We start from the raw sequence: 24,126 nt of genomic DNA, 5'->3' as shown, positions 1-24,126 counted from the left end.
GCTGTTATTTTTAGAATTACCATTAACCTAAATACAACTCATGGAAACCGTTAAAGCACAACCAGAAGTAATTAAAAAAACCACGTATTCGATACTTTTTATAATCAGCTTTTCGCATTTAATCAATGACCTTTTACAAGCGATTGTTCCGTCAATTTATCCTTTAATTAAAGATAATTTTGGGCTAAGTTTTACGCAAATCGGAATTATCACTTTCACCTATCAAATCGTTGCTTCAATCCTTCAGCCGTTTGTTGGAATGTATACTGATAAAAATTCTAAACCTTATTCGCTTATAATCGGAATGTGTTTCACAATGATTGGATTATTCTTGGTTTCGATTGCGACAAACTTTGTTTTCTTATTAATGTCTGTAAGCTTGATCGGAATTGGATCTTCGATTTTTCACCCAGAATCTTCACGTGTAGCGCATTTGGCTTCGGGTGGTAAAAAAGGATTGGCGCAGTCTATTTTTCAATTAGGAGGAAATGCGGGAAGTGCTATCGGACCTTTATTAGCAGCTTTTATCATCATCCCACACGGACAAAGTTATGTGGCTTGGTTTTGTATTATCGCTTTGGTTGGAATTTTTGCTTTGTATAAAATTGCAATTTGGTACACCGATCATATGTCTGAAAGAAACGCTAATAAATCGGCGTATAAAGTTGAAACGCATCATTTGTCTAAAAACAGAGTTATTGTTTCTTTAGTTGTTTTATTGATTTTGATTTTCTCTAAATTCTTCTACATGAGCAGTATTACAAGTTATTATACTTTCTTTTTGATTGATAAATTCCATATTTCAGTTCAACAATCTCAAATCTATTTGTTCTTGTTTTCTGGAGCTGTGGCCGCTGGAACTTTAATCGGAGGTCCAATTGGAGATTATTTCGGAAGAAAATATGTAATATGGATTTCTATTCTTGGCGTTGCTCCATTTACTTTAATGCTACCTTACGTTTCTTTATTCTGGGTTGGAACTTTATCTGTAATCATCGGATTGATTCTTTCTTCTGCTTTCTCAGCCATCTTGGTTTATGCAACCGAATTAATGCCTGGAAAAGTTGGTTTAGTAGCAGGTCTTTTCTTCGGATTTGCCTTCGGAATGGGCGGATTAGGTTCTGCTGTTTTAGGAAAAATCGCCGATGCAACGAGTATAGAATATGTATTTAAGATTTGTGCATTCCTGCCTTTAATTGGAGTTATCACTGGATTTTTACCAAATATTGAAGGGAGAAAAAAAGCCTCTTAAACTTAAGAAACTATAAAATAAAAATGCTCCAGTATTTGGAGCATTTTTTATTTTATAACAATTAACCTTCTAATTTAAGACTTGTAGTTTGTTTTCTCTTCTGGAGTCATTTCCTTAAACAAAATCTCATCAGTATATTTTACTGTATAATTTTGATCTGCCATTAAATTTTGATATCCATTTGAGGTATAAAAAACTGGCATAACAGATTTTTCAATTATTTTGACATTTTTTTCTCCATCTACCCCGTCTATTTCTTCATTAGAAAAATAATAAATATTAAATTTAAAATTGCGATTCTTTCCTTCGTCCAATATATCATCCATCACTCCCAGGTAAGTTCCAGGTAAAATAGCATCATTTACTTTTACAGCTAATGATTTTTCATCAATCCCGACATAAGATGCATTGGTACCGTCTGCATGATCAACAATAATTTCGGTTTTAAAAACAATACTTCCTTTATTATCAAGGGCATTTCTTTTAATATCAACCACAACACCTTTTCTCATCGCGCAAATTGTATCTTTTGTTTTAGAATACACAACGTAATTTTTCCAAATATCTGATCTTACATTAAAACGATTAGATTCATAGATGGTCACGTTTTTATTCTCTTTAAATGGAAGCAAATACGTAACGGCATAATCTATTTGAGGCTTTATAAGTCCTCGTGTATAACTATAGCTATAAGAACAGTTAATAGGTTTTTCTTTATCGTCTGGATAAAGTTTAAAAAGTGTTCCCGTATCACCAATCAAGTTGACATTGTACGTTTTTTTGATTGAGGCTATATCTTTAACATTAGAAACATTTTCTATATTAAATTCTACAAAATAATTGCCTTGTACTGCCTTATTGTATTTAAACTCTACACTGTTATCTAAATTCCTAACCTTTGTAATATAAATTTGATTCTGAGCAGTAATGGTATTAAAACCAACAAGAAAGAAAACTAAAATCCTTAAAAAATTACTTTTTGACATAATTACATTTTTATCGTTAAACATTGTTTAAAAAAGCAATACAAATGTAATATAAAAACTACAAATAAATACATTTCAAGAACAAATAAGTAATAAAAAGATTACTTATTTAAAGTATCATCTAGTCTCATTCTCAATTATAAATCATTTTTTTCTTCTAGAATGAAATAAAAAAAGCGCTTTCTAACTGAAGAAAGCGCTTTTTTATTTTTTTAACCTACCTAAAAAATTGGACAATGGTTCTAACTGAAAAGTAATATATCCTGCAACGTTTCGAAAGGTTGAAACCTTTGGCTATATTTTTAGATTCTTTGCGAAAAAGAGTTTCTTTTTTAATCTCGCAATTTTAATATTAATGGAAATTGAAAATTAGATATAAAACAAAGATTGTCAATCCTAATAAACCAAATAATACTTTTACTTTCTTACTAGTCTTAGGAATATCCGTTTCATCAGAAACATTAACTTCAGGATTTTTATCTAATAGAGAAATAATAACTGCCCCAATTAAAAGCACAGCAAAAATGTAAAACGAAATCAATAAAAAGTGAGGCCAAACTGGGTATTTATCAGCTGGGAAAATCCATAAATATAAAACTCCAACAAACAAACTAAAAGCAGACCCCCAAGAAAGCGTTGCATTAACAGCTTTTTTAGTAGTGCGTTTCCAGAAAACACTCAAAAGGAAAACGACAGATAATGAAGGCGCCAAGAAACCTAAAACGGCCTGAAAGATGTTGAATAAATTCTGCCCTTTGATATTGTCAATCGCAACGGCAATCAAAATCGCAAATACACAACCTGCAGCAATGGTTAAACGACCAATTCTAATTTGATCGTTAATAGTAGCTGTCGGGTTGATTTTCTTTACATAAATATCATTCGTAAAAACGGTACTCAAAGCATTCAATGAAGAACCAATTGTTCCTACCAAAACTGCAATCATTACACAGATTACCAATCCGTTCATGCCGCTTGGGAAAAGGTTTGTAACCATGGTCATATAAGCTAAATCGGAGTTGCTACCTAATTCTGGATATAAAGCGTAGCACAAAATTCCAGGTAAAATAAATAACGGAAGTGCCATCACTTTCAGCCATCCAATAAAGTTAACGCCAAGTTGTCCCTGTTCTAAGTTTTTTGCTCCTAAAACACTCTGAACCATCGATTGATCTGTACAGAAAAAAGCAACTGCAGCAACAGGATATCCTAATAAAATAGCTGGCCACGGGTAACTCGCATCATCTGAAGGGCGAACTAAATTCCAAAAATTTGATGGCGTTTTTGCTGCCAAAGCTTCGATTCCGCCCACTTTCTGTAATCCTAAATACGAAAGCGTTAATGAAACTACAATCAATAAAATCATTTGAAAAACGTTGACTTTAGCAATCGCTTTTAATCCTCCTGCAAAAGTGAAAATTCCAGAAAAAATCACTAAAACGGTAACACTCTGCCACATCGGAATTCCCAAAATCTGACGTACTAAAACGCCTCCGCTGAATAATCCTAAAGACAACCAGCTTACCAAGATTTTTACCAAAGCATACCAAGCTAAAATGTTTTGGGTACTGTCGCCGTAACGTTTTCCCATATATTCGGGCATTGTGCTTACTTTACTCGCAATATAACGCGGTGCAAAAACCATCGCCAAAAGCAGTAAAAAAACAAACGCGTACCATTCGAAATTTCCTGCTACAATTCCGGTTGCGTAACCAATACTCGCGAAGGCCAATAAAGACGACGGACCAACATTGGTTCCCCACATATTAAACCCGATGCTGTACCAGTTTAATGAATTTCCGGCCAAAAAAAGGGTTTCGTCTTTCTTTCGCTGCTTGACACTTACCACATAACCAATGATTAATAATGCGACCAAATAACCAGCCACAATTACAAAATCAAGTGTCGTTAATTTATCGTAGATACTGTTCATAGTCCGTATTCATTAAGAATATCAGCAATTTTAACCGGCATTCCAGTTTGTAGCGATTTGTCCATTGCTTGTAATAAAGCTACGGTTCCAATTCCTTCTTCCATGTTTGGATACGCTTCGAAATTCTGTTCGATACTGTCTACAAAGTATTCTAAATAGTTTTGATATTCTCCACCATGATGACTTTGTCCTTCAAAACGGAAATAATATTTTAAAGTACTGTCGCCCCAAGTCACCACTTTTTCTTCGCCTGTTTTATCGGTAACCGCATAACGCAATTCATGATAATCGGCTTGACTTGCTCCTTCTGTTGCTCTTAAAATGGTGCTCATTCCGCTGTCACGTTGCGCAGGTTGAGTTGGTGACGTATAAACACCACTTACACGAGCAATTCTTCCGTCTGTAGCTTTGAAAATAAAGTGCATCGTGTCTTCATTTTTCAATCCTGCTGATTGTCCGTTCGCACTGATCATTCCGTAACCCATTACTTCTTGAATGTTTGGAAGATACCATCTAATGAAATCTACAGGATGACTCAACCCTCCATACAACCATTTAAATGACTGTAATAAAGACCATTCTTTCTTTAAAAACCATCTGTGATCAGCATGATATTGTGCTTCAATCGTAATTAAATCTCCAATTAATCCTGCTTCGTAATCTGCTCTTTGTCTTTTGGCTGGTTCAAAGAAACGCGAACTTTGTCCAATGAAAACCTTTTTTCCTGTTGATTTGCTTAATTCTAAAAGCTCTTTAGCATCAGAAAGATCATCGATAAACGGTTTGGTGCAAACTACGTGTTTTCCGCTTAATAACGCTTGTTTTACGTGTTGTGCGTGCAAATGATCTGGCGTATAAATCGCGATAATATCAATTGATGCGTCGTTTAGTAAATCATCGTAATTGGTTGTGTACGAATGAAAATCGAATTCCTTTGCTCTCTGTTTGCAGATTTCTTCGTTTCTGTCGCACACTTTTACAAGTTCTAATTTTGAACTCTCCAAAGCCGCCGACATTGTGCTTCGTCCTTCTCCAAGTCCCAGAATGGCTATTTTTAACATGGTTGTTATTTTAGGTTTTTGATAGTTTTTTTTTCGCCACGAATTCACGAATTTTCTTTTTATATACTTTATCTAATATTATTCATTCGAATTAATTCGAAAAAATAATCGCAAAGATTTTAAAAAAGAAAATTCGTGAATTCGTGGCTATCTTTTATTTTTTTGCTTCTACTTCTACTTTGTTCAAGAAAATCCAAGTTTCATCTGGTTTTGTACCATCTATTCCGCTTTGGTATTTTTTCATTAAGGCATTCCAGTCGTCTACGCGTGGATTGTTTTGTGTTGTTTTTGGATTTAGTTTATCCAGATTTTCACCTTTCGGAATACTGATTACCAAGATTAATTGTCTGTCTTTTTTGAAAACCTGCAGTTGCTGGAAATCGGCATTACAGAAACCTTTTGCTACTTCTGGCCATTTCTCGAATTGCGTTTTGTGATATTCTACATATTCTTTTTGCAGTTTTTCATCAGCAGGAAGATTCGCTGTTAAAACCAAATTTTCCCAATCTGATGCAGGTTTTGAATCTTTACATCTTTCGAAGTTTTGGAAATCGTAAACCAGATCTTCATAAATTTTAATTTCTAAAGAAGGAAAAGCTCCAGCCAATTTTCGCTTAGTTCTTTCTGGCTGATTCATTTTTCCGTAAATCACCAAATGATTTTTCCATTGGTATAATTCCTGACCCACAATTCTGAACCCTGTCAAAGTCGATTTGATTTTTTCGATATCAAAATCAGAACCTATCAATTCGATTGCGTATGGTTTTGGCATTTCCTGTAATCCCCATTTTTCGTCGATTACAACTTCTTTTTCTAAATCTTTGTAAGGCGCTCTAATTCCTGCAGCGTCTTTAATTTTTGTGCTTACATAGGGATCGTTATGTTCCCAGATATTCCCTTTTGGACCGTTATGGTTTTTTAAGATTTTCTTTTCGGCAATCCAGTTGTTTTTAATTGTAAAACCTTCAGAACCTTCATCGGTATATAAATACAACCATAAAAACGGATCGTGCGCGTACGGACTGTTGTACACTTTATCAATATAATTTTCTTCAATTCGGCTTCCTGGCTGTGCAGAAAGCGTGTAAATTCCTGCTACATCATGCAAATGTTTCGCGTAATGATGAATTTTATTTCCTAGAATTTTATTGTTCTGCATTACGTTTGGCGTGTGCGTCCAACCCCAGCCCATTGCCATTCCAGAGTAAGATACATCTGAAATTTCGTTGTGTTCAATCGTAATATTTCTAACAAAACCAGCACTGATTCCTAAAGTTCCCCAATCTTCATTGGTTACGTTTGTGATTAAGTTATCAGCAATCACTTCATCAGAGCACATTTCTCTTTCATCTTTAATGATTAAAGGCAAATGAGCTTCAAAAGCTTCTTCAGAGAAAATCCCAACATTGATGGCACTTCCGCCAATATCTTTAAACAAATTTCCTTTTACCGTATTGTGATTTGTTCCTTTGTTTAAATCTAAACCAGTCGAAGCCAAATGCTCAAAACGGCACGATTCAAACTGAATATTATTCGAATAATTGACTTCAACTGCTGCGCGAGGTCTTCCTACCCAAGCCTGATTTTCCAAATTCGCCTGATTTGGAGTTCCCGGTTGTTTCAATTTATAAGCATCTAACAAATACAAACCGGATTGCAACGGCACGTGACCTTGTTGTGAAGGGCGAAGCCAGTTGCTGTATTGAAACGAAATTCCTTTAAATCTAAAATGATGTACAGGAGAATCGATTGTTCCTTTAACTTCAACCAAATTCTCTAAAATTGGAGCAGTAACCGTAACCGAATTAATTTCTTCTCCAGCTCTTGGAATATAATAGATTTTAGCATTTTTTTTGTCCAAATACCATTCCCCAGGCTCGTTTAAAAGTGAAAAAGCATTGTTTAAAAAATAAGCCGAATTTCCGTTGTTTTTAGAAATCCACGGCGCTGGCCATGGATGCTCGCTTTGAATACGGCTTTCTGGTTCTTCAAACGAAAGTTTTGCGCTGTCTTTTTGTACTTCAATGTTTTTGATACGCAAGTTGGCATTCGACCACCATTGTACAATAAACATTTCCATTCCTGGTTCGAACTTAACCGATTTATCTTTAAACGGAATCCAACACGTTTGTTCTTCGTGATTCCATGATAGAATACGTTCCATTGTCGTTCCAGCAGTATTTTTGGCTCTTACGGCTTTTTTACCGTTAACCCATAATTGTCTATAATCAATAATGCTTCCTGCTTTTTTAGGAGCATCGACAACCCAAACCGAACCTTTTTTAAGTCCGTTAATAACTGTAGTTGATTTTGTCCAGTTTTTGATTTCAATTCCACCGCTAATAATTGGTTTTGCATTTGCATCGGCTTCAATTGTAGTTGGACTATCTGCGGTTCCAGAATCTTCAGGCCTTACAAATAAAGGTTCGTTTAAATAATACGTTCCATTCATGACAATGATACGAATCCCGTCTTTTACTGATGAATCTTTTAAACGACGAAGTTCTCTGGCTTTTCGCATCGCCATATTAACTGTTGCCAACGGACTCTCTTTTGTTCCTGAGTTTTTATCGTTCCCTTTCGGGGAAACCCAAATTTCAGCCGCACTTATAGAAAATGAAATGCAGAGGATTAAAAAGAAGCTCAGGATTTTAGTAAATGAATTTAAACGCATTATTTAATATTTTGATTTTTTTTCTGGGTAAAAATTATAAGGCAGTCAATTTTAAGCATATATAATTTACAAATAAATGTATTTTTAACACTTTTACCAAATAATTCGTCCAATTTACTTGAACATAAAGTTATATGTATCCTGTACCCTCCTGTTTAGTTGGTTTTATAGCCACGAATTCACGAATTTTCTTTTTATATACTTTATCTAAGTATAATTCGAATTAATTCGAATAAATAATCGCAAAGATTAAAAAAAAAGAAAATTCGTGAATTCGTGGCTATCTTTTAAACTTTTTTAATAGATTTGTGTAATCGATTACATTTAACTATTATTATTTATGTGAGAACTAATTTTTCACATCTATAAAAATAACACCAAAAAATTACTAACAATGAAAACCAACCGATTAAATCTTTTTTCTCTTGGAATGGCAATTATACTTTGTATGAGTTCGAAGAATAGTAACGCTCAAAGTACAACTTACGATACTTATGCTAATGTCGAATTCAAAATGCCAAAAGTTAATGAGCCTGTAATTCCTGCTAATTCAGTTAATCTAAAAGATTTTGGAGCAACAAATGGCGGCTATGTTTTAAACACAAAAGCTTTTGCAGATGCGATTGAGGCACTTTCTAAAAAAGGAGGAGGAAAACTAATTATTCCGCCTGGAATTTGGCTTACAGGTCCGATTATTTTGAAAAGCAATATCGAACTTCATGCTCAAACTGGAGCTTTAATCAAATTTTCGACAGACAAAACTTTATATCCCATTATCGAAACTAGTTTTGAAGGTTTAAATACTTGGCGCTGCATCTCTCCTATTTATGGTAAAAACCTTGAAAACATTGCTTTTACTGGAAATGGCGTTTGGGATGGTTCTGGCGAAGCTTGGAGACAAGTGAAAAAAAGCAAATTGACAGACGAACAATGGAAGAAATTTGTTGCTTCTGGCGGAGTTTTAAACGAAAAGAAAGACAGCTGGTATCCTTCTGAACAATATTTAAAAGGTGCAAAAGGCGCTGATCAAAACGTGCGTCCTGATTTGAAAACAAAAGAAGATTTTGAAGCAATTCACGATTTTCTTCGTCCGGTTTTGGTGAGTATTCAAAACAGTAAACGAGTTATGTTTGACGGACCCGTTTTTCAAAATTCTCCTGCTTGGAATATTCATCCTTTATTAATTGAAGATTTAATTGTGAGAAATGTAACCGTTAGAAATCCTTGGTTTTCTCAAAATGGTGACGGACTTGATGTTGAATCTTGCAAAAATGTCATAATCGAAAATTCAAGTTTTGATGTGGGCGACGATGCGATTTGCATTAAATCTGGAAAAGACAAAGACGGACGTGACAGAGGTGTTCCGTGCGAAAATATTATCGTAAAAAACAATATCGTGTATCACGGTCACGGCGGTGTAACGGTTGGAAGTGAAATGTCTGGAGGCGTAAAAAATCTTCACGTTTCAAACTGTACTTTTATGGGAACTGACGTTGGACTTCGTTTCAAAAGCACACGCGGACGTGGTGGAGTTGTAGAAAACATCTTTATTTCTGATGTTTTTATGACAGACATTCCTTCTCAAGCCATTTCTTTTGATTTGTACTATGGAGGAAAATCAATCGCTGAAACCTTAGCTGAAGGTGGCAATACAGTAACAACCAAACTGGTTCCTCTAAACGAAGAAACGCCTCAGTTTAAAAACATTTCGATCAAAAATATTACGATTAGAGGCGCTCAACAAGCGGTGTTTTTACAAGGTCTTCCTGAAATGAATTTAGAAAATATTGAGATTTCAAACTTGATCGCAAAATCGCAAAAAGGCTTTTCTATAATTGATGCCAACGGAATTAAAATCAGTAATTTAAAATTAGATATTGCGACTAAAAATGCGTTTGAAATTTACAATGCTCAGAATCTATCTTTAAAGAATGTAGAATTTAAACCTACTTCTGCAAATACTATTACAATTGATGGTGGAGTAACTAAAAATGTTGATTTAAGCGGTTTATCTAAAACTACTACGGTTGGAAAAGATGTTCCTAAAAAGGCTGTAAAATTCTAAATCTTAGCTAATATGTTTAAAGCGAATTTTATAAACAGTCCCAAATTGCTTTTATCAGCTTTTTGTACGCTTTCATTTGTATGTTCCAATGCGCAATCCAGTGAAATCAGTACAAAACCTTTTACAGACGGCACCAATCATTGGTACTTTATCAAAGACAAAACCAATATCATAAATCCAATCCCGAATCAGCCAAAATATGCTGAAACGGACTATGCTAAAATCGCCGATAATATTCTGTATTTCCAGCGCGATAATGGCGGATGGCCGAAGAATTATGATATGAAAGCTATCTTGACGCCACAGCAAATTGATAGTGTTGTTAAGACGAAATATATTGAACATACGACTTTTGATAACGAAACGACTTATACGCACATTCATTATCTAGCACAGGTTTATACGCTTACAAAAGACCCAAGATATAAAGATGGCTGTCTTCGCGGTATTAATTTTACTTTAAAAGCGCAATATTCAAACGGAGGCTGGCCTCAATATTATCCGCTAGAAAAAGGTTACAGCCGTCATATTACGTTTAATGACGGAGCGTATATGGGAATTATGAATCTCTTCAAAAAGATTGTAAACAATGATCCTGATTATGCTTTTATTGATGCCAAAACCAGAAAAAAAGTTGAGAAGTCCTATAAAAAAGGCTTGGAATGTATTTTAGAAATGCAGATTAAAGACAATGGAAAACTGACTGCATGGTGCCAACAACACGATGAAATAACACTTCAACCTGCTTGGGCGCGTAAGTTTGAACCGCCAAGCATCTGCAATGCTGAAAGTGTTGATATTGTTTTGTTTTTAATGGACATCGATAAACCAAATGAAAAGGTTATTAATGCGGTGCAAAGTGCCGTAAAATGGTTTCAGGATTCTAAAATTTACAACACAAGAGTTGAAAGCTTTCAAGCTCCTGAAATGGAATCGAAATATAAGAAAATCAAAAATGACGTGAGAGTTGTAAATGATCCTAAAGCACCACCAATTTGGACACGTTATTATGAATTAAAAACACACAGACCTTTATTCAGCGATCGTGACAGTGAGTTTTTATATTCTCTAGCAGAAGTAAGCCGCGAACGAAGAACAGGTTATGCTTGGTATACCGATAAACCCGAAAAAGCTTTAAAAAAATATCCGGAATGGCAGAAGAAGTGGACGCCTGATGCGGATGTTTTGAAGAAGTAAAATTATTGGCTCTAAAATTTTTAGCCACAGATTACAGGATTAAAATGATTTAAAAATCTATAAAATCCTTTAATCTGTGGCTATTTTTTTGCCATTCTGAAAAACATAGCCCATGGTTTCAACCATGGGGACGCAACGTTTTTCCAATCTTTGTCTCCCATGGTTGAAACCATGGGCTATGTTTTCTCAATTTTGTCATTTCGACTGAAAGGAGAAATCACATGCGGGATTCCGCAAAGAGAATCATCAATCTTTGTCGAGCTTCTATTGTGATTTGCTTCGCCTGTTCGCTATCGCTCGAGTCTCCTTTCAGTCGAAATGACAAACATGCGTCGTAATTAAACTGCTTAAAGCTCCAGCGGAGCAAAATATCTATAGAACAGCAACAACACATAATGAAAAAGCTCCAACGGAGCGACATATAATTATAAAAAACATGTCGCTCCGCTGGAGCTTTATATTGTAAACGGGTATTTCTTGCTATAAATATTTCGCTTCTCCGAAGCTCGCAAAAATTAAATCTTAATCATTTAAATTGTAGAATGTAATTACATTTTCAAACCAAATCTTATTCTGATCTTCAATTGAAAACTTAGCAATATAATCTTCTAACGTTTTAACTACCTCAGTATAATCTGAAGCTACATTTAAAACCGGCCAGTCAGATCCGTACATTAGTTTGTCTGCAGAAAAGTTTTCAAAAACAACATCTAAATATGGTTTTAAATCTTCTGGCTTCCAGTTTTTCCAATCGGCTTCTGTGACCATTCCTGATATTTTGCAGTAAACATTGTCGTATTTTGCAATTTCTTCGATACCTTTTTTCCAAGAATCGATACTTCCTGATTTAATATCTGGTTTTGCAATATGATCAATCACAAATCGCTGATTTGGGAAGTCTTTTACCAAGCTAATTGCTGCTGGTAATTGACGTTCGAAAATTAAAATATCATACGTATAATCGAATGATTTTAAAGCTTTAATTCCGTTTCTAAATGCTTCTCCAAACATAAAATCGTCTGGTTCGCCTTGAACAACGTGTCTAAAACCTTTCAGTTTTTTTTGATTAGAAAAGAATTGTAAACGTTCTTCGATATTTTCATTTCTTAAATCTATCCAACCTACAACACCTTTTATGAAATCATTTTTAGAAGCTAAATCCAATAAAAAATGGGTTTCTTCTTCCGATTGACTTGCTTGAACCGCAACACAACCTTCAAATTGATTTTCTTTTAATATGGGCTCTAAATCTTCAGGAAGAAAATCTCTCTGAATATTTTGCATGGTTTCATCAATCCAGCTGTCTCTAACGGGATCAAACTTCCAAAAATGCTGATGGGAATCAATTCTTTTACTCATAATTTCTTAGTTAACATCGCTGATTAATGCGCGGTCTAAATGTACGTAACCTCCATCCACAAAAACAAACTGTCCTGTAGTATGCGATGATTTTTCTGAAATGATAAAAAGTGCTGTATCTGCAATTTCTTCTGTTTTCGTCATTCTGCTTTCCAGCGGAATACTTTTATTGATTTTATTCAAAACCGTTTCGCCGTCTGGCAATGTTTTAATCCAATCTTCGTAAGCCGGGGTGTAACTTTCAGCAATAATAATCGCGTTCGAACGAATTCCAAACTGAATCAAATCTACCGCCCATTCTCTTGTTAAGCCCAAAACTCCACCTTTCGCAGCAGCGTAACCAGAAGTACCGCCTTGTCCTGTTAAAGCTACTTTTGAACCAATATTTAAAATATTCCCTTTTGATTCTTTCAAATATGGCAATGAATATTTAGCTAAAAGAAAATAACTTACCACATTCAATTTCAAAGAGTTCATAAAATCTTCGTAGCTAGAATCTAATCCTGCTCCGTCATTTACACCAACGTTATTGATTATAGCATCGATTCTACCATATTTCGCTGCAATTACTTTTACCGCATTTTCGATCGCAACAGGATCGGTTACGTCAGTTTGCACAAATAAAGAATTAATACCTCTTTTTTGAAGTCTTTCTACGTATTCAAAACCCCTTGCATTTCGGTCAACCAAAACAGGAATCGCGCCTTCATCAGCCAATCTATTTACGATTGTTTCTCCAATACTGCCTTCTTTTCCAGCCGAACCAGAAACGACAACAATTTTATTTTTTAAGTTTAAATCCATTTTTGTGGTTATTTAAAGTTATCAAATCTTATTTATTATAGTTAAATCTGACAGGTTTTAAAAACCTGCCAGGTTTCGTAAGCTTTAACTATGTGTTAGAAACTAGTTTCTTTCCATTCTCTTTTGCAAAACAAAAAATCTATGTTTCTATGTGTTTAATTCTTCTCTCATTTTTGTCATCCTGACGAAGGAAGGATCTCCGCAAGTAGCTCCATATAGAAATTTGCCAATCTTTGTAGAGTTTCTTGTAGAGATTTGCTTCGCCTATTCGCTATCGCTCGAGTCTCCTTCGTCGAAATGACAAACAGTACTTTATAATATAATACTTTTAGTCTATTTCAATTAAAGCTTTGATCACATTGTTTTTAGGATCAATTAGATTCCCGAAATCATTAATCATATCAGAAAAACTTGTTCTATGAGTGATATATTTTTTCGGATCAATTTTTCCTTCTTTCAAACATTTCATTACATATTCGAAATCTTCGATAGTTGCATTTCTACTACTCATCAAAGTCGATTCTCTTTTGTGGAAATCAGGATGACTGAAACTTAATTCGCCTTTTTGAAGTCCAACCAAAACGAATCTTCCGCCGTGTGAAATATAATTGAAAGCGCTGTTCATCACTTTCTGATTTCCAGTTGCGTCAATTACCACATTTGCCATATCTCCGTTTGTCAATTCAGCCAATTTCGCAGCAACATCATCATTTAACGGATTAATCGTTTCATCTGCTTGTAATTGCTCTTTACAGAAATTCAATCTATAATCGTTAATATCCATTACGATAACTTTGGCACCAGCGATTTTCGCAAACTGAATCAAACCAATTCCGATTGGCCCTGCTCCCATTACCAAAACCGTATCTGTAGCTTTTACAGCCGCTCTTCTAACGCCATGCGCTGCAATTGCCAAAGGTTCAACCAAAGCCAATTCATCATAATCTAAGCCTTGACCATGCAGTAAATATTGTTCTGGAATCGAAACATATTCAGCCATTCCGCCATCAATATGAACTCCGAAAACTTTAATGTTTACACAGCAATTTGTCAATCCGTTTCTGCAGGCAACACATTTTCCGCAATTGAAATACGGAATAAAAGTTACTTTATCTCCTGGTTTAAAACCTTCTGCATTTCCTTTTACATATTCTGCAGCCAATTCGTGACCTAAAATTCTAGGATATTCAAAATACGGCTGAGTTCCGCCAAAAGCGTGAATATCAGTTCCACAGATCCCAATTCTTTTAATTTTCAATAAAACTTCACCTTCTTTTGGTTCTGGAATATTCGTTTCTTTCAATAGAAATTCCTGCGGTTTTTCGCAAACAATATATTTCATTTTATACTTTCTTAATTTTTATTTTTGATACGCTACAGCTTTCTGTTTGCTCGTTCCTAAACCTTCAATTCCTAATTCTACAACATCACCCGCTTTAATATAAATCGGCTCTGGTTTGATTCCTAAACCAACTCCCGGAGGCGTTCCTGTACTGATAATATCACCAGGAAGCAAGGTCATAAACTGACTTAAATAATGCACTAAATAAGGAATTTTGAAAATTAAATTCAGCGTATTACTTTCTTGGTATTTTTTACCGTTTACTGTCAGCCACATTTTTAAATTGTCAACATCTGCGATTTCATCTTTCGTAGCCAAAAATGGTCCAAGAGGCGCAAAAGTGTCGCTTCCTTTTCCTTTTGCCCATTGTCCACCACGCTCCAATTGAAAAGCTCTTTCGCTATAATCATTCAACAAAGCATATCCAGCAACATAATCTAAAGCTTCAGCTTCTTCAACATAACTTGCTTTTTTTCCAACAATGAAAGCCAATTCTACTTCCCAATCTGTTTTTTCAGAGTTTTTTGGAATAATCAAATCATCATCTGGACCACACAAAGAAGTCGTTGATTTAAAGAAAATAATAGGTTCTGTTGGAATCGGAGCATTTGTTTCTTTACAGTGATCGATGTAATTCAATCCAATGCAGATAATTTTTGAAGGTCTTGCCACAGGCGAACCTAAACGTACCGAAGCATCAACTTCTGGCAAAGTCGGATTGCTTTCTAAGGCTTTTTGTAATTTCTCTAATCCATTTTCTTCAAAGAAACTTTCGTTAAAATCAGTTACAATCGAAGAAACATCATATCTCTTTTCTCCAATTATAACGCCTGGTTTTTCTTTTCCGATTTCTCCAAAACGTATTAATTTCATAATCGTATATTTTTAATTGTTAGTTCATTTTTTTTGATTTCCAAGCATTCATTAATTCAAAATCTGCTAAAAAAGCCGCATCAAAAATAATAAATGTAAAAATTACAATTACAAAAATACCTTTTAAAAATTAATATTCGAGATATATTTTATTTTAGGCTTTAAAAAGTGACCAAACTTTAAATTTTTATAACATTTTTTAGATGGTTTGTAAAAATAATATCACTAATTATCGATTTATGTAAAAAAGATTTCTTAAAAAGAAAGGATTTCTTGTGCATATCAATCTTATTCCTACTTTTGTAATTGTAATTTTTACATTTATTATTTCAATCGATTTCACTACTCAAAATTCCTATATAAAAATGATAAAATTAAAAGGCATAACTTGGAACCATACAAGAGGTTTGTTGCCAATGGTTGCCACATCTCAGCGTTTTACAGAACTACATCCTGAAGTTGAAATTTCTTGGGAAAAGAGAAGTTTACAAGAATTTGCCGATGCTTCTATCGAAGATTTAGCCAAAAGATTTGATTTATTGGTAATCGATCATCCTTGGACTGGTTTTGGAGCACAGACGAAAGCAATTCTTCCTTTATCTGATTATTTATCAAACGAATATATTAAAGACCAAGAAATTAATACGGTTGGAAAATCATACGGAAGTTATGTTTTTCACGATAAATTATGGGCGCTTCCTATCGATGCAGCAACTCCTGTGGCTTCTGCCCGATTGGATCTTTTAGAAAAAAACAACTTAGAAGTTCCTAAAACCTATGATGATTTATTGGCTTTAGCGAAAAAAGGTTTAGTCGCTTTCGCTGGAATTCCGGTCGATGTTTTAATGAGTTTTTATATGTTTTGCTGTAGTCTAGGAGAAGCTCCTTTCCTTTCTGAAGAAAAAGTGATTTCTGAAACTACAGGAAAAAAAGCGCTTCAAATGTTTAGAGAATTGGCACAACTGATTGATCCTGCTAACTTTAACCGAAACCCAATTCAGGTTTACGAAGCAATGGTAAATTCTGATGAAATTGCCTACTGCCCTTTTGCTTACGGTTACTCAAATTATTCTAGAGAAGGTTACAGCCGTAAACTTTTACATTTTTATGATTTAGTATGTTTGAATGATAACCCGATGATTTCTTCTTTGGGCGGAACAGGATTGGCTGTTTCTTCATTCAGCGAACATATTGAAACGGCAATAAAATATGCTGAATTTACGTGTTCATCACAAGTACAACAAAATATTTATACCGATAATGGTGGTCAGCCAGGACATTTACAAGCTTGGAAAAGCGAGAGAATTAATGGCGTGACGCATGATTATTTCAAAAATACGCTACCTGCTTTAGAGCGCGCTTTCCTTCGTCCGAGATATTATGGACATATGTATTTCCAAGATCATGCGGGTGATGTGGTTCGTAATTATTTGATGAATGGCGGAGACGAATTGAAAGTACTAGAAGAAATGAATGGACTTTACGCAGAATCTTTAAAAATCCAGACAGTATGAGACCTTTAGAAGGACTAATTGTTCTGGAATTCTGCCAGTTTTTGGCAGGACCTTCAGCTGGTTTAAAACTAGCCGATTTGGGTGCGCGTGTCATCAAAATTGAGCGTCCTGTTAAAGGTGAAGCTTGTAGACAATTAAGTATCAAAGATTTATTTGTAGATGACAGCAGTTTGCTTTTTCATACGATAAACAGAAATAAAGAATCTTTTGCCGCTGATTTAAAAAATCCAGACGATTTGGTTTTGATTAAAAAACTAATCGAAAAGGCTGATATTATGACGCATAATTTCAGACCTGGAGTAATGGAGAAAATCGGTTTAGATTTTGAAAATACCCTTTCTATAAATCCGCAAATTATTTACGGAACCATTACAGGTTACGGAAATGAAGGTCCGTGGGCTAAAAAACCTGGACAGGATTTATTGTTACAATCGCTTTCTGGTTTAAGCTGGTTAAGCGGACGTAAAAGTCAAGGTCCAGTTCCGTTTGGGTTGGCAGTTGCTGATTTAATGTGCGGAAATCATTTTGTACAAGGAATTTTAGCAGCACTTTTAAAAAGAGCCAAAACTAAAAAAGGGGTTTTGGTCGAAGTGAGTTTGTTAGAATCAATTCTAGATGTACAGTTTGAAGCGATTACGTCTTTCTTAAACGATGGTGGTCAATTGCGTGAACGTGGTGATATTAAAGGAAGTGCCCACGCTTTTTTAAGCGCGCCTTATGGAGTTTACCAAACGCAAGACGGTTATTTGTCTTTAGCAATGGGCGATTTAATTTTTATCGGAAAAACGTTAGGATTAGATTTTAACGCTTTCGCGGATAAACATTTGTGGTTTGAAAAACGAGACGAAATCAGAACGATTTTGAGTGAAAGAATTCAAACCCAAACTTCTGATTATTGGATTAAAATCTTGCAGAAAGAAGGTATTTGGTGCGGAAAAGTTTTCAATTACGAAGAATTAGACAATCAACCTTTTGTAAATGAATTACAGTTGAAACAAACCGTAAAAAATACAGAAGGAGAAACGTTGGTTACAACGAGAAGTCCGATTCAGTTGGATGGTGAAATTTTGCTTAGCGAAAAAGCAGCGCCAAAAGTAGGTCAGGATAATTTAAGAATACACGAAGAGTTTATTCGATAGATTGTTGAATCGTTTATTTGTTTAATCGTTTAATCGAATCAAACAAATCGACGAATTAACGGTTAAACAAATAAACGATTAAACGAATAAACAGAAAAAATGAAACCTTTAGAAGATTATTTAATTGTAGATTTCAGTCAGTTTCTTTCGGGACCTTCAGCCAGTTTACGATTGGCCGATTTGGGTGCGCGCGTGATAAAAATTGAAAAACCGGGAACGGGAGATATCTGTAGAACCTTATATACTTCTGATTTGATTATGAACGGCGAATCGTCTGTTTTTCATACCATCAACAGAAACAAAGAATCTTTTGCTATTGATTTTAAACAGCCAGAAGAACTTCAAAAATTAAAAAAATTATTAGCCAAAGCCGATGTTGTCATGCATAATTTCAGACCTGGAGTTATGGAACGTATTGGTTTGAGTTATGAAGATGTCAAAAATATTAATCCAAATGTGATTTACGGATCGATTTCAGGTTTTGGAGAACATCCAGATTTGAAAGATTTACCGGGTCAGGATTTGCTTTTGCAATCTTTAACGGCTTTAACTTGGTTGAGCGGCAATCAAGAAGATGGTCCCGTTCCGATGGGATTGTCGATTGTAGATATGCTTGCAGGAGCGCATTTGGCACAAGGAATTTTAGCGGCTTTATATAGAAAAGCAACTCACAATATTGGAGCGCAAATTCAAGTCAGCATGTTGGAATCGGCATTTGATTTTCAGTTTGAAACTATTACTACCTATTTTAATGATGGTGGCGAATTGCCTGTTCGAACGAAAACCAATAACGCACACGCTTATCTGGGAGCGCCATACGGAATTTACAAAACTAAAAACGGTTATTTAGCCTTAGCAATGGGTTCCATTCCTGTTTTGGCTTCTTTGCTGAAATGTGACGCTTTATTACAGTTTCCTGAAAATAAATTTACACTTAGAGACGAAATCAAAAACATCTTAGCCGAGCATTTACAAACGCAGGAAACCCAATTTTGGTTGGATATTTTAGAACCTGCTGACATTTGGTGTGCAGGAGTTTTAAACTATCAACAACTTTTTGCCGAGGATGGTTTTAAAGTTCTGAATTTCACTCAACAAGTAGAAATGCTAGATGGTTACAGTTATAAAACAACTCGCTGTCCAATAAAAATTGACGGCGAATATTTGACTTCTGGCAAAGGTTCACCAAAATTAGGTCAGGATAATGAACGCATTATTAAAGAATTTATAGACTGCTAAAAATGGATAAAATCAGAATCGCTGTTCGAAAATTCGATCCCTTCGAAAGCACACTGCAAAAGCTGTGGGATGCTTTCTGCCTTCAGAACAATATTAAAATTGAAGCCGAAATGATTCCGATGGAACTTCATGAATTGTATGAAACCACGATTTCTAAAAAAGGTTTAAAAGAAGGAAAATGGGATATTGCCCATCTCAATACCGATTGGATTTATGATGCTGTACACGAAAAAGCGGTTCAAGATTTATATCCTTTTATTGCAGAAAATCCGCCAGAAAATTATCCTTATGGCTGGCATAAATCGCTTTTGCATTTACAAAAACTGGATAATGGAACTTTCGGACTTCCTTTTCACGACGGACCTGAATGTCTGATTTACAGAAAAGATTTATTCGAAAACGAAACCGAAAAAGAGAATTTCAAAGAGCAATTTGGTTACGAACTTTCGACACCCAAAACTTGGAAAGAATTTGTTGAAATTGCCACCTTTTTCAATCGTCCAGAAGAAAATTTATACGGAACTATTTTTGCGAATTATCCAGACGGACACAATATGGTTTTTGACTTCTGCTTGCAATTATGGACACGCGGAGGTTCTTTAATCAATAATAAAAATCAAATTTCTATTCATAGTGAAGCTGGAATTCAAGCTTTAGATTTCTACAGAAAAATAGTAAATAACAAAAATGCTGTTCATCCAAAATCGAAAGAATTTGGTTCCGTTGAAGCTGGTTTGGCTTTCGCCGATGGACAAGCCGCAATGGCAATCAATTGGTTCGGATTTGCCTCAATGGCTCAAGTAATTGAAGAATCGAAAGTGAAAGGTAAAATTGATATTACCTCCCTTCCATCCGATCCAAATCATAAAACAGCTTCTTTGAATGTGTATTGGTTGTATACAATTGGTTCTGGAAGTAAACATAAAAAATTGGCTTACGATTTTCTGCGTTTTGCCACAACTGCCGAAAGCGACAAATTGTTGACAAAAGAAGGCGGTATTGGTTGTAGAAAATCAACTTGGAAAGATGAAGAAATCAATAACTTGATTCCGTTTTATCATAAATTGGAAATGCTTCACGAAAATGCTTTGACATTACCACAAACGCCAATTTGGCCAAAGGTTTGTGAATTTATTGATCACATGGTTTTAAAAGCCATTAATAGCGATATTCCTTCGGCACAATTATTAGAAGAAACACAGATTAATATTCAAAAAATAGAATAAAAAATTACCGTCATGAAAAACTTTGTCAAATTTTGAAACTTTGACAAAGCTGACACTAATCTTAAAAATAGTTTATCATGAATATTCCATATAAACCTTTATTACCTGAAACAGAACAGCCAATCATCATTATTGGAGCAAGCGGCATCGTAAAAGATGCGCATCTTCCTGCTTATGAAATGGTTGGTTTTAAAGTTTTTGGTATTACAAACAGAACGATTTCAAAAGCATACGATTTACAAAAAGAATTCAAAATCGATCACGTTTTTGAAAGTGTAGCCGATGCTGTAAAAAACGCGCCTTCAAATGCAGTTTATGACATTACTGTTTTACCTGATCAATACATCGAAATTTTGGAGCAACTGCCTGATGGAGCAGCCGTTCTGATTCAGAAACCAATGGGTAACGATTTATCTCAGGCTCGTGAAATTGTAGCGGTTTGCGAAAGAAAAAATTTGATTGCCGCAATAAATTTTCAATTGCGATTTGCTTCATTTGTAAGTGCTGCAAGATATTTAATCAACGAAGGAATTCTAGGTCAATTATATGATCTTGAATTTAAAGTGACTGTAAATACGCCTTGGGAATTGTTTCCATTAATTAAAGAACATCCAAGATTGGAGATCCTTTTTCATAGTGTTCACTATATTGATTGTATTCGTTCTTTCTTGGGAAATCCAAAAGGAGTTTACGCAAAAACGGCTAAACATCCGCTTAAAAAATTATCATCGAGCAGATCTACCATTATTTTAGATTATGCCGAAGATATGCATGTGGTAATCAATACGAATCATGATCATCATTTTGGACCTAAACACGAGGAAAGTTACATCAAATGGGAAGGAACAAAAGGTGCGGTTAGAGCAAAAATGGGCTTGTTGATGAATTATCCTGACGGTCTTCCCGATGTTTTTGAATATGCTTTACCAAAAAAAGATAATGAAAAAGAATACGAATGGACCGAAGTTAAACTAGAAGGTTCATGGTTCCCAGAAGCTTTTATTGGCGCCATGTCTAATCTGATGCGTTTTAAAGAGGGTTCTGACGCAACATTGTCTGCCAGCGTGCAAGATGTTTTAGACACAATGAAAGTGGTGGAAGCTTGTTACATCAGCAGTAAAAATGGCGGAATTTCTTTTGATGAAGTGTAATTAAAACACTATATTTCAAAACCAAAAAAAAATAAATTTAGTCCTCTTCAAATCAAACTTCATTTTGATAGTTGTTTGAAAGAGCCGACAGATAAAAAATATCTAAATTATGTATTTTAAATCGACTTTTTTCGAAGATTATACCATCGACGATAAACGAGTAACTGTAGGAAGAACAATCACAGAAACTGATTTTGTGGTTCATGCCGGACATACGGGAGATTTCTTCCCACACCATATGGACGAAGAATGGTGTAAAACACAACCTTTCGGACAAAGAATAGCACACGGAACCATGATTTTCAGTATTGGAATCGGTTTGACTGCATCAGAAATAAATCCGGAAGCTTTTTCAAGAGGTTATGATAGAATGCGTTTTGTAAAACCGGTTCATATTGGCGATACGATTCATTCTGAAATCACTATTTCTGAAAAAGGAGAAGCTAAAAACCCAGAATTAGGTGCTGTCACAGAACATGTAGAAATCATTAATCAACGAGGTGAGGTTGTTTTGGTTTGTGATCATTTGCTTTTTGTGAAAAGAAGATCCTAAGTTTCTAAGATGCTAAGCTTCTTAGTTACTAAACTGCAAAGGAAAAAACTTAGAATCTTAGTATCTCAGCATCTTAGCAACTCCAAAAAAAAATTAACAAAAAACTATCTAAACAATGCAAATTACAAACCAAGCTGGTGATCAACACGAAGCACCTTTAGAAACTGGCAATAGTACTAATTACAAAATTCCATTTATTTTAATTACCAGTTTATTTTTCCTTTGGGGAATGGCGCACAATCTTGATTCTGTTTTAATTCCACATTTAAAAAAAGCTTGTGAATTAAATAATCGCCAATCTACATTAATCGATACATCTGTCTTTTTCGCATACTTCATTATGGCTATTCCTGCAGGAATGCTTATTAAAAAATTTGGTTATAAAGCAAGTATTATCACAGGACTTTTAGTTTTTGCTGCAGGAGCATTTTTATTTGTTCCAGCGGCTAATTCAAGAACATATGAATTATTTTTATTTGCACTTTTTGTTATCGGTTGTGGATTAACAATTCTTGAAACGAGTGCAAATCCTTACGCAACAATTTTAGGGCCTGCTGAAGCTTCTTCTAAAAGAATAAATTTAGCCGCTTCATTTAATGCTTTGGCTGCTGTTGTTGCTCCAGTTGTGGGATCATTGTTTATTCTTTCAGGAACAAATCATACACCAGCCCAAATGGCAGCAATGCCTGACGCAGAAAAAGCATCTTATTTATTAGGCGAAGCTCAAGCCGTAAAAATGCCATATATCGTTTTAGGCACTGTTTTAGTTTTAGTTGCTATCGTTTTTTACTTCATGCATCTTCCTTCAATGAAACCAAAACATACTGAAGTGGAAGTAAAACCGGGATTTTTTTCCGTTTTAAAATTTAAACATCTAACATGGGCTGTTGTAGCACAATTTTTTTATGTTGGTGCACAAGTTTGCATTACAAGCTTCTTTATCAGAATTGCACAACAAGGAGCAGGATTAGATGAAAAAACAGCTGCTTATTACCTTGGAGTTTATGGTTTTCTATTTATGGCAGGGCGTTTTATTGGAACATTCTTTTTAAAGTTCGTCAAAGATTACGTATTACTCTCAATATATTGTATAATCTCAGCACTTCTTTCATTAGTTGCTATTTATGGATCAGGAATGATTGTTCTTTATGCACTTGGTGGAATCGGATTTTTTATGTCTATCATGTTCCCGACTATTTTTTCTTTAGGAATTAAAGATTTAAAATCGAATACAGAAACAGGATCTTCTTGGTTGGTAATGTCGATTGTTGGTGGAGCCATTATTCCCTACGGAATGGGAACTTTAATCGATATGAACCATGATGATATTCAGTCAGGATATATTATCCCGTTAATCTGTTTCTTGATTATTCTTTCTTTTGGAACTATTGGTCACAAAGTGAAAACAGTTTCAGAATAGTTTTTTTTGCCACAGATTATAGGGATTAAAGAGGATTTTTTTTAGCCACGAATTGGCGCGAATTTATTTTAAACAAAAATGTCTAAATATCAATTGCCTTCAGCTTCAGCTGGAGGTTTTTTGTTTATAGAAAACAATAAGGCTTTAGCCAAACTTTGCGCTTAGTTTGGCTAAAGCCTAATAATACCAAGTCTTTTAACCTCCAGCTGAAGCTGTAGGCAATTCATTTTCTATTTTTAGCCACAAATTACACAAATTAACACAAATTTATTTTTAATAAAAATGTCTAAATATCAATTGCTTTCAGCTTTGGCTGGAGATTTTTTGTTTATAGAAAA

Annotated in this window: 18 protein-coding genes; 10 read left to right on the top strand and 8 right to left on the bottom strand. The window is 34.8% G+C overall.

Going from position 1 to position 24,126, the window contains the following annotated elements; translation table 11 throughout:
- The first annotated feature begins 40 nt into the window (after positions 1-40).
- Complete coding sequence (locus K6T82_RS05105) at positions 41-1,252, top strand: MFS transporter (RefSeq protein WP_223704843.1); 1,212 nt, start codon at positions 41-43, stop codon at positions 1,250-1,252.
- Between the two features lie 74 nt (positions 1,253-1,326).
- On the opposite strand, the gene K6T82_RS05100 is transcribed toward K6T82_RS05105, so the two are convergent.
- The 4 genes from K6T82_RS05100 to K6T82_RS05085 form a co-directional block, all read right to left on the bottom strand.
- Positions 1,327-2,238 carry a hypothetical protein gene (locus K6T82_RS05100; protein WP_223704842.1) on the bottom strand — a complete coding sequence of 304 codons (912 nt, stop codon included), beginning with the start codon at positions 2,236-2,238 and terminating at the stop codon, positions 1,327-1,329.
- Positions 2,239-2,590: 352 nt separating this feature from the next.
- Positions 2,591-4,171 carry a sodium:solute symporter gene (locus tag K6T82_RS05095; RefSeq protein ID WP_223704841.1) on the bottom strand — a complete coding sequence of 527 codons (1,581 nt, stop codon included), beginning with the start codon at positions 4,169-4,171 and terminating at the stop codon, positions 2,591-2,593.
- On the bottom strand, positions 4,168-5,232 hold the full coding sequence (locus K6T82_RS05090) for a Gfo/Idh/MocA family protein (protein WP_223704840.1): 1,065 nt from the start codon (positions 5,230-5,232) through the stop codon (positions 4,168-4,170). The genes K6T82_RS05095 and K6T82_RS05090 overlap by 4 nt, the downstream gene beginning before the upstream one ends.
- Before the next feature lie 154 nt (positions 5,233-5,386).
- Positions 5,387-7,906, bottom strand: a complete 2,520-nt coding sequence (locus K6T82_RS05085) for an L-rhamnose mutarotase (protein WP_223704839.1) — start codon at positions 7,904-7,906, stop codon at positions 5,387-5,389.
- Between the two features lie 394 nt (positions 7,907-8,300).
- Between K6T82_RS05085 and K6T82_RS05080 the strand changes: the two genes are divergently transcribed.
- Positions 8,301-9,971, top strand: a complete 1,671-nt coding sequence (locus K6T82_RS05080) for a glycoside hydrolase family 28 protein (RefSeq protein WP_223704838.1) — start codon at positions 8,301-8,303, stop codon at positions 9,969-9,971.
- A 12-nt stretch (positions 9,972-9,983) separates the two neighbouring features.
- The gene (pelA, locus tag K6T82_RS05075) at positions 9,984-11,168 is read left to right on the top strand and encodes a pectate lyase (RefSeq protein ID WP_223704837.1); all 1,185 of its coding nucleotides are present in this window, start codon (positions 9,984-9,986) and stop codon (positions 11,166-11,168) included.
- A 522-nt stretch (positions 11,169-11,690) separates the two neighbouring features.
- Here the strand turns inward: pelA and K6T82_RS05070 are convergent.
- The 4 genes from K6T82_RS05070 to K6T82_RS05055 form a co-directional block, all read right to left on the bottom strand.
- A complete protein-coding gene (locus K6T82_RS05070; protein WP_223704836.1) occupies positions 11,691-12,527 on the bottom strand; it encodes an amidohydrolase family protein in 837 nt (278 codons plus the stop codon).
- A gap of 6 nt (positions 12,528-12,533) precedes the next feature.
- Positions 12,534-13,331, bottom strand: coding sequence for an SDR family oxidoreductase (locus K6T82_RS05065; protein ID WP_223704835.1), 798 nt, complete (start codon positions 13,329-13,331; stop codon positions 12,534-12,536).
- Between the two features lie 328 nt (positions 13,332-13,659).
- Complete coding sequence (locus tag K6T82_RS05060) at positions 13,660-14,673, bottom strand: zinc-binding alcohol dehydrogenase family protein (RefSeq protein ID WP_223704834.1); 1,014 nt, start codon at positions 14,671-14,673, stop codon at positions 13,660-13,662.
- Positions 14,674-14,691: 18 nt separating this feature from the next.
- Positions 14,692-15,546, bottom strand: a complete 855-nt coding sequence (locus tag K6T82_RS05055; protein WP_223704833.1) for a fumarylacetoacetate hydrolase family protein — start codon at positions 15,544-15,546, stop codon at positions 14,692-14,694.
- Between the two features lie 365 nt (positions 15,547-15,911).
- Here K6T82_RS05055 and K6T82_RS05050 point away from each other — a divergent pair, with 365 nt between their 5' ends.
- The 7 genes from K6T82_RS05050 (at position 15,912) to fucP (ending at position 23,788) form a co-directional block, all read left to right on the top strand.
- Positions 15,912-17,060 carry an ABC transporter substrate-binding protein gene (locus K6T82_RS05050; RefSeq protein WP_223704832.1) on the top strand — a complete coding sequence of 383 codons (1,149 nt, stop codon included), beginning with the start codon at positions 15,912-15,914 and terminating at the stop codon, positions 17,058-17,060.
- The gene (locus tag K6T82_RS05045; RefSeq protein WP_223704831.1) at positions 17,057-18,199 is read left to right on the top strand and encodes a CaiB/BaiF CoA transferase family protein; all 1,143 of its coding nucleotides are present in this window, start codon (positions 17,057-17,059) and stop codon (positions 18,197-18,199) included. The genes K6T82_RS05050 and K6T82_RS05045 overlap by 4 nt, the downstream gene beginning before the upstream one ends.
- Before the next feature lie 99 nt (positions 18,200-18,298).
- On the top strand, positions 18,299-19,438 hold the full coding sequence (locus K6T82_RS05040; protein ID WP_223704830.1) for a CaiB/BaiF CoA transferase family protein: 1,140 nt from the start codon (positions 18,299-18,301) through the stop codon (positions 19,436-19,438).
- Positions 19,439-19,440: 2 nt separating this feature from the next.
- A complete protein-coding gene (locus K6T82_RS05035) occupies positions 19,441-20,664 on the top strand; it encodes an extracellular solute-binding protein (protein WP_223704829.1) in 1,224 nt (407 codons plus the stop codon).
- Between the two features lie 77 nt (positions 20,665-20,741).
- Entirely contained in the window at positions 20,742-21,815 is a 1,074-nt protein-coding gene (locus K6T82_RS05030; RefSeq protein WP_223704828.1) for a Gfo/Idh/MocA family protein, read from the top strand.
- Between the two features lie 109 nt (positions 21,816-21,924).
- The gene (locus K6T82_RS05025) at positions 21,925-22,368 is read left to right on the top strand and encodes a MaoC/PaaZ C-terminal domain-containing protein (RefSeq protein WP_223704827.1); all 444 of its coding nucleotides are present in this window, start codon (positions 21,925-21,927) and stop codon (positions 22,366-22,368) included.
- A 115-nt stretch (positions 22,369-22,483) separates the two neighbouring features.
- Positions 22,484-23,788, top strand: a complete 1,305-nt coding sequence (gene fucP, locus K6T82_RS05020) for an L-fucose:H+ symporter permease (RefSeq protein ID WP_223704826.1) — start codon at positions 22,484-22,486, stop codon at positions 23,786-23,788.
- Positions 23,789-24,126 lie beyond the last annotated feature (338 nt).

The organism is Flavobacterium potami, assembly GCF_020026915.1.
GTDB lineage: Bacteria > Bacteroidota > Bacteroidia > Flavobacteriales > Flavobacteriaceae > Flavobacterium > Flavobacterium potami.
This window is presented reverse-complemented; position numbering and strand designations above follow the sequence as displayed.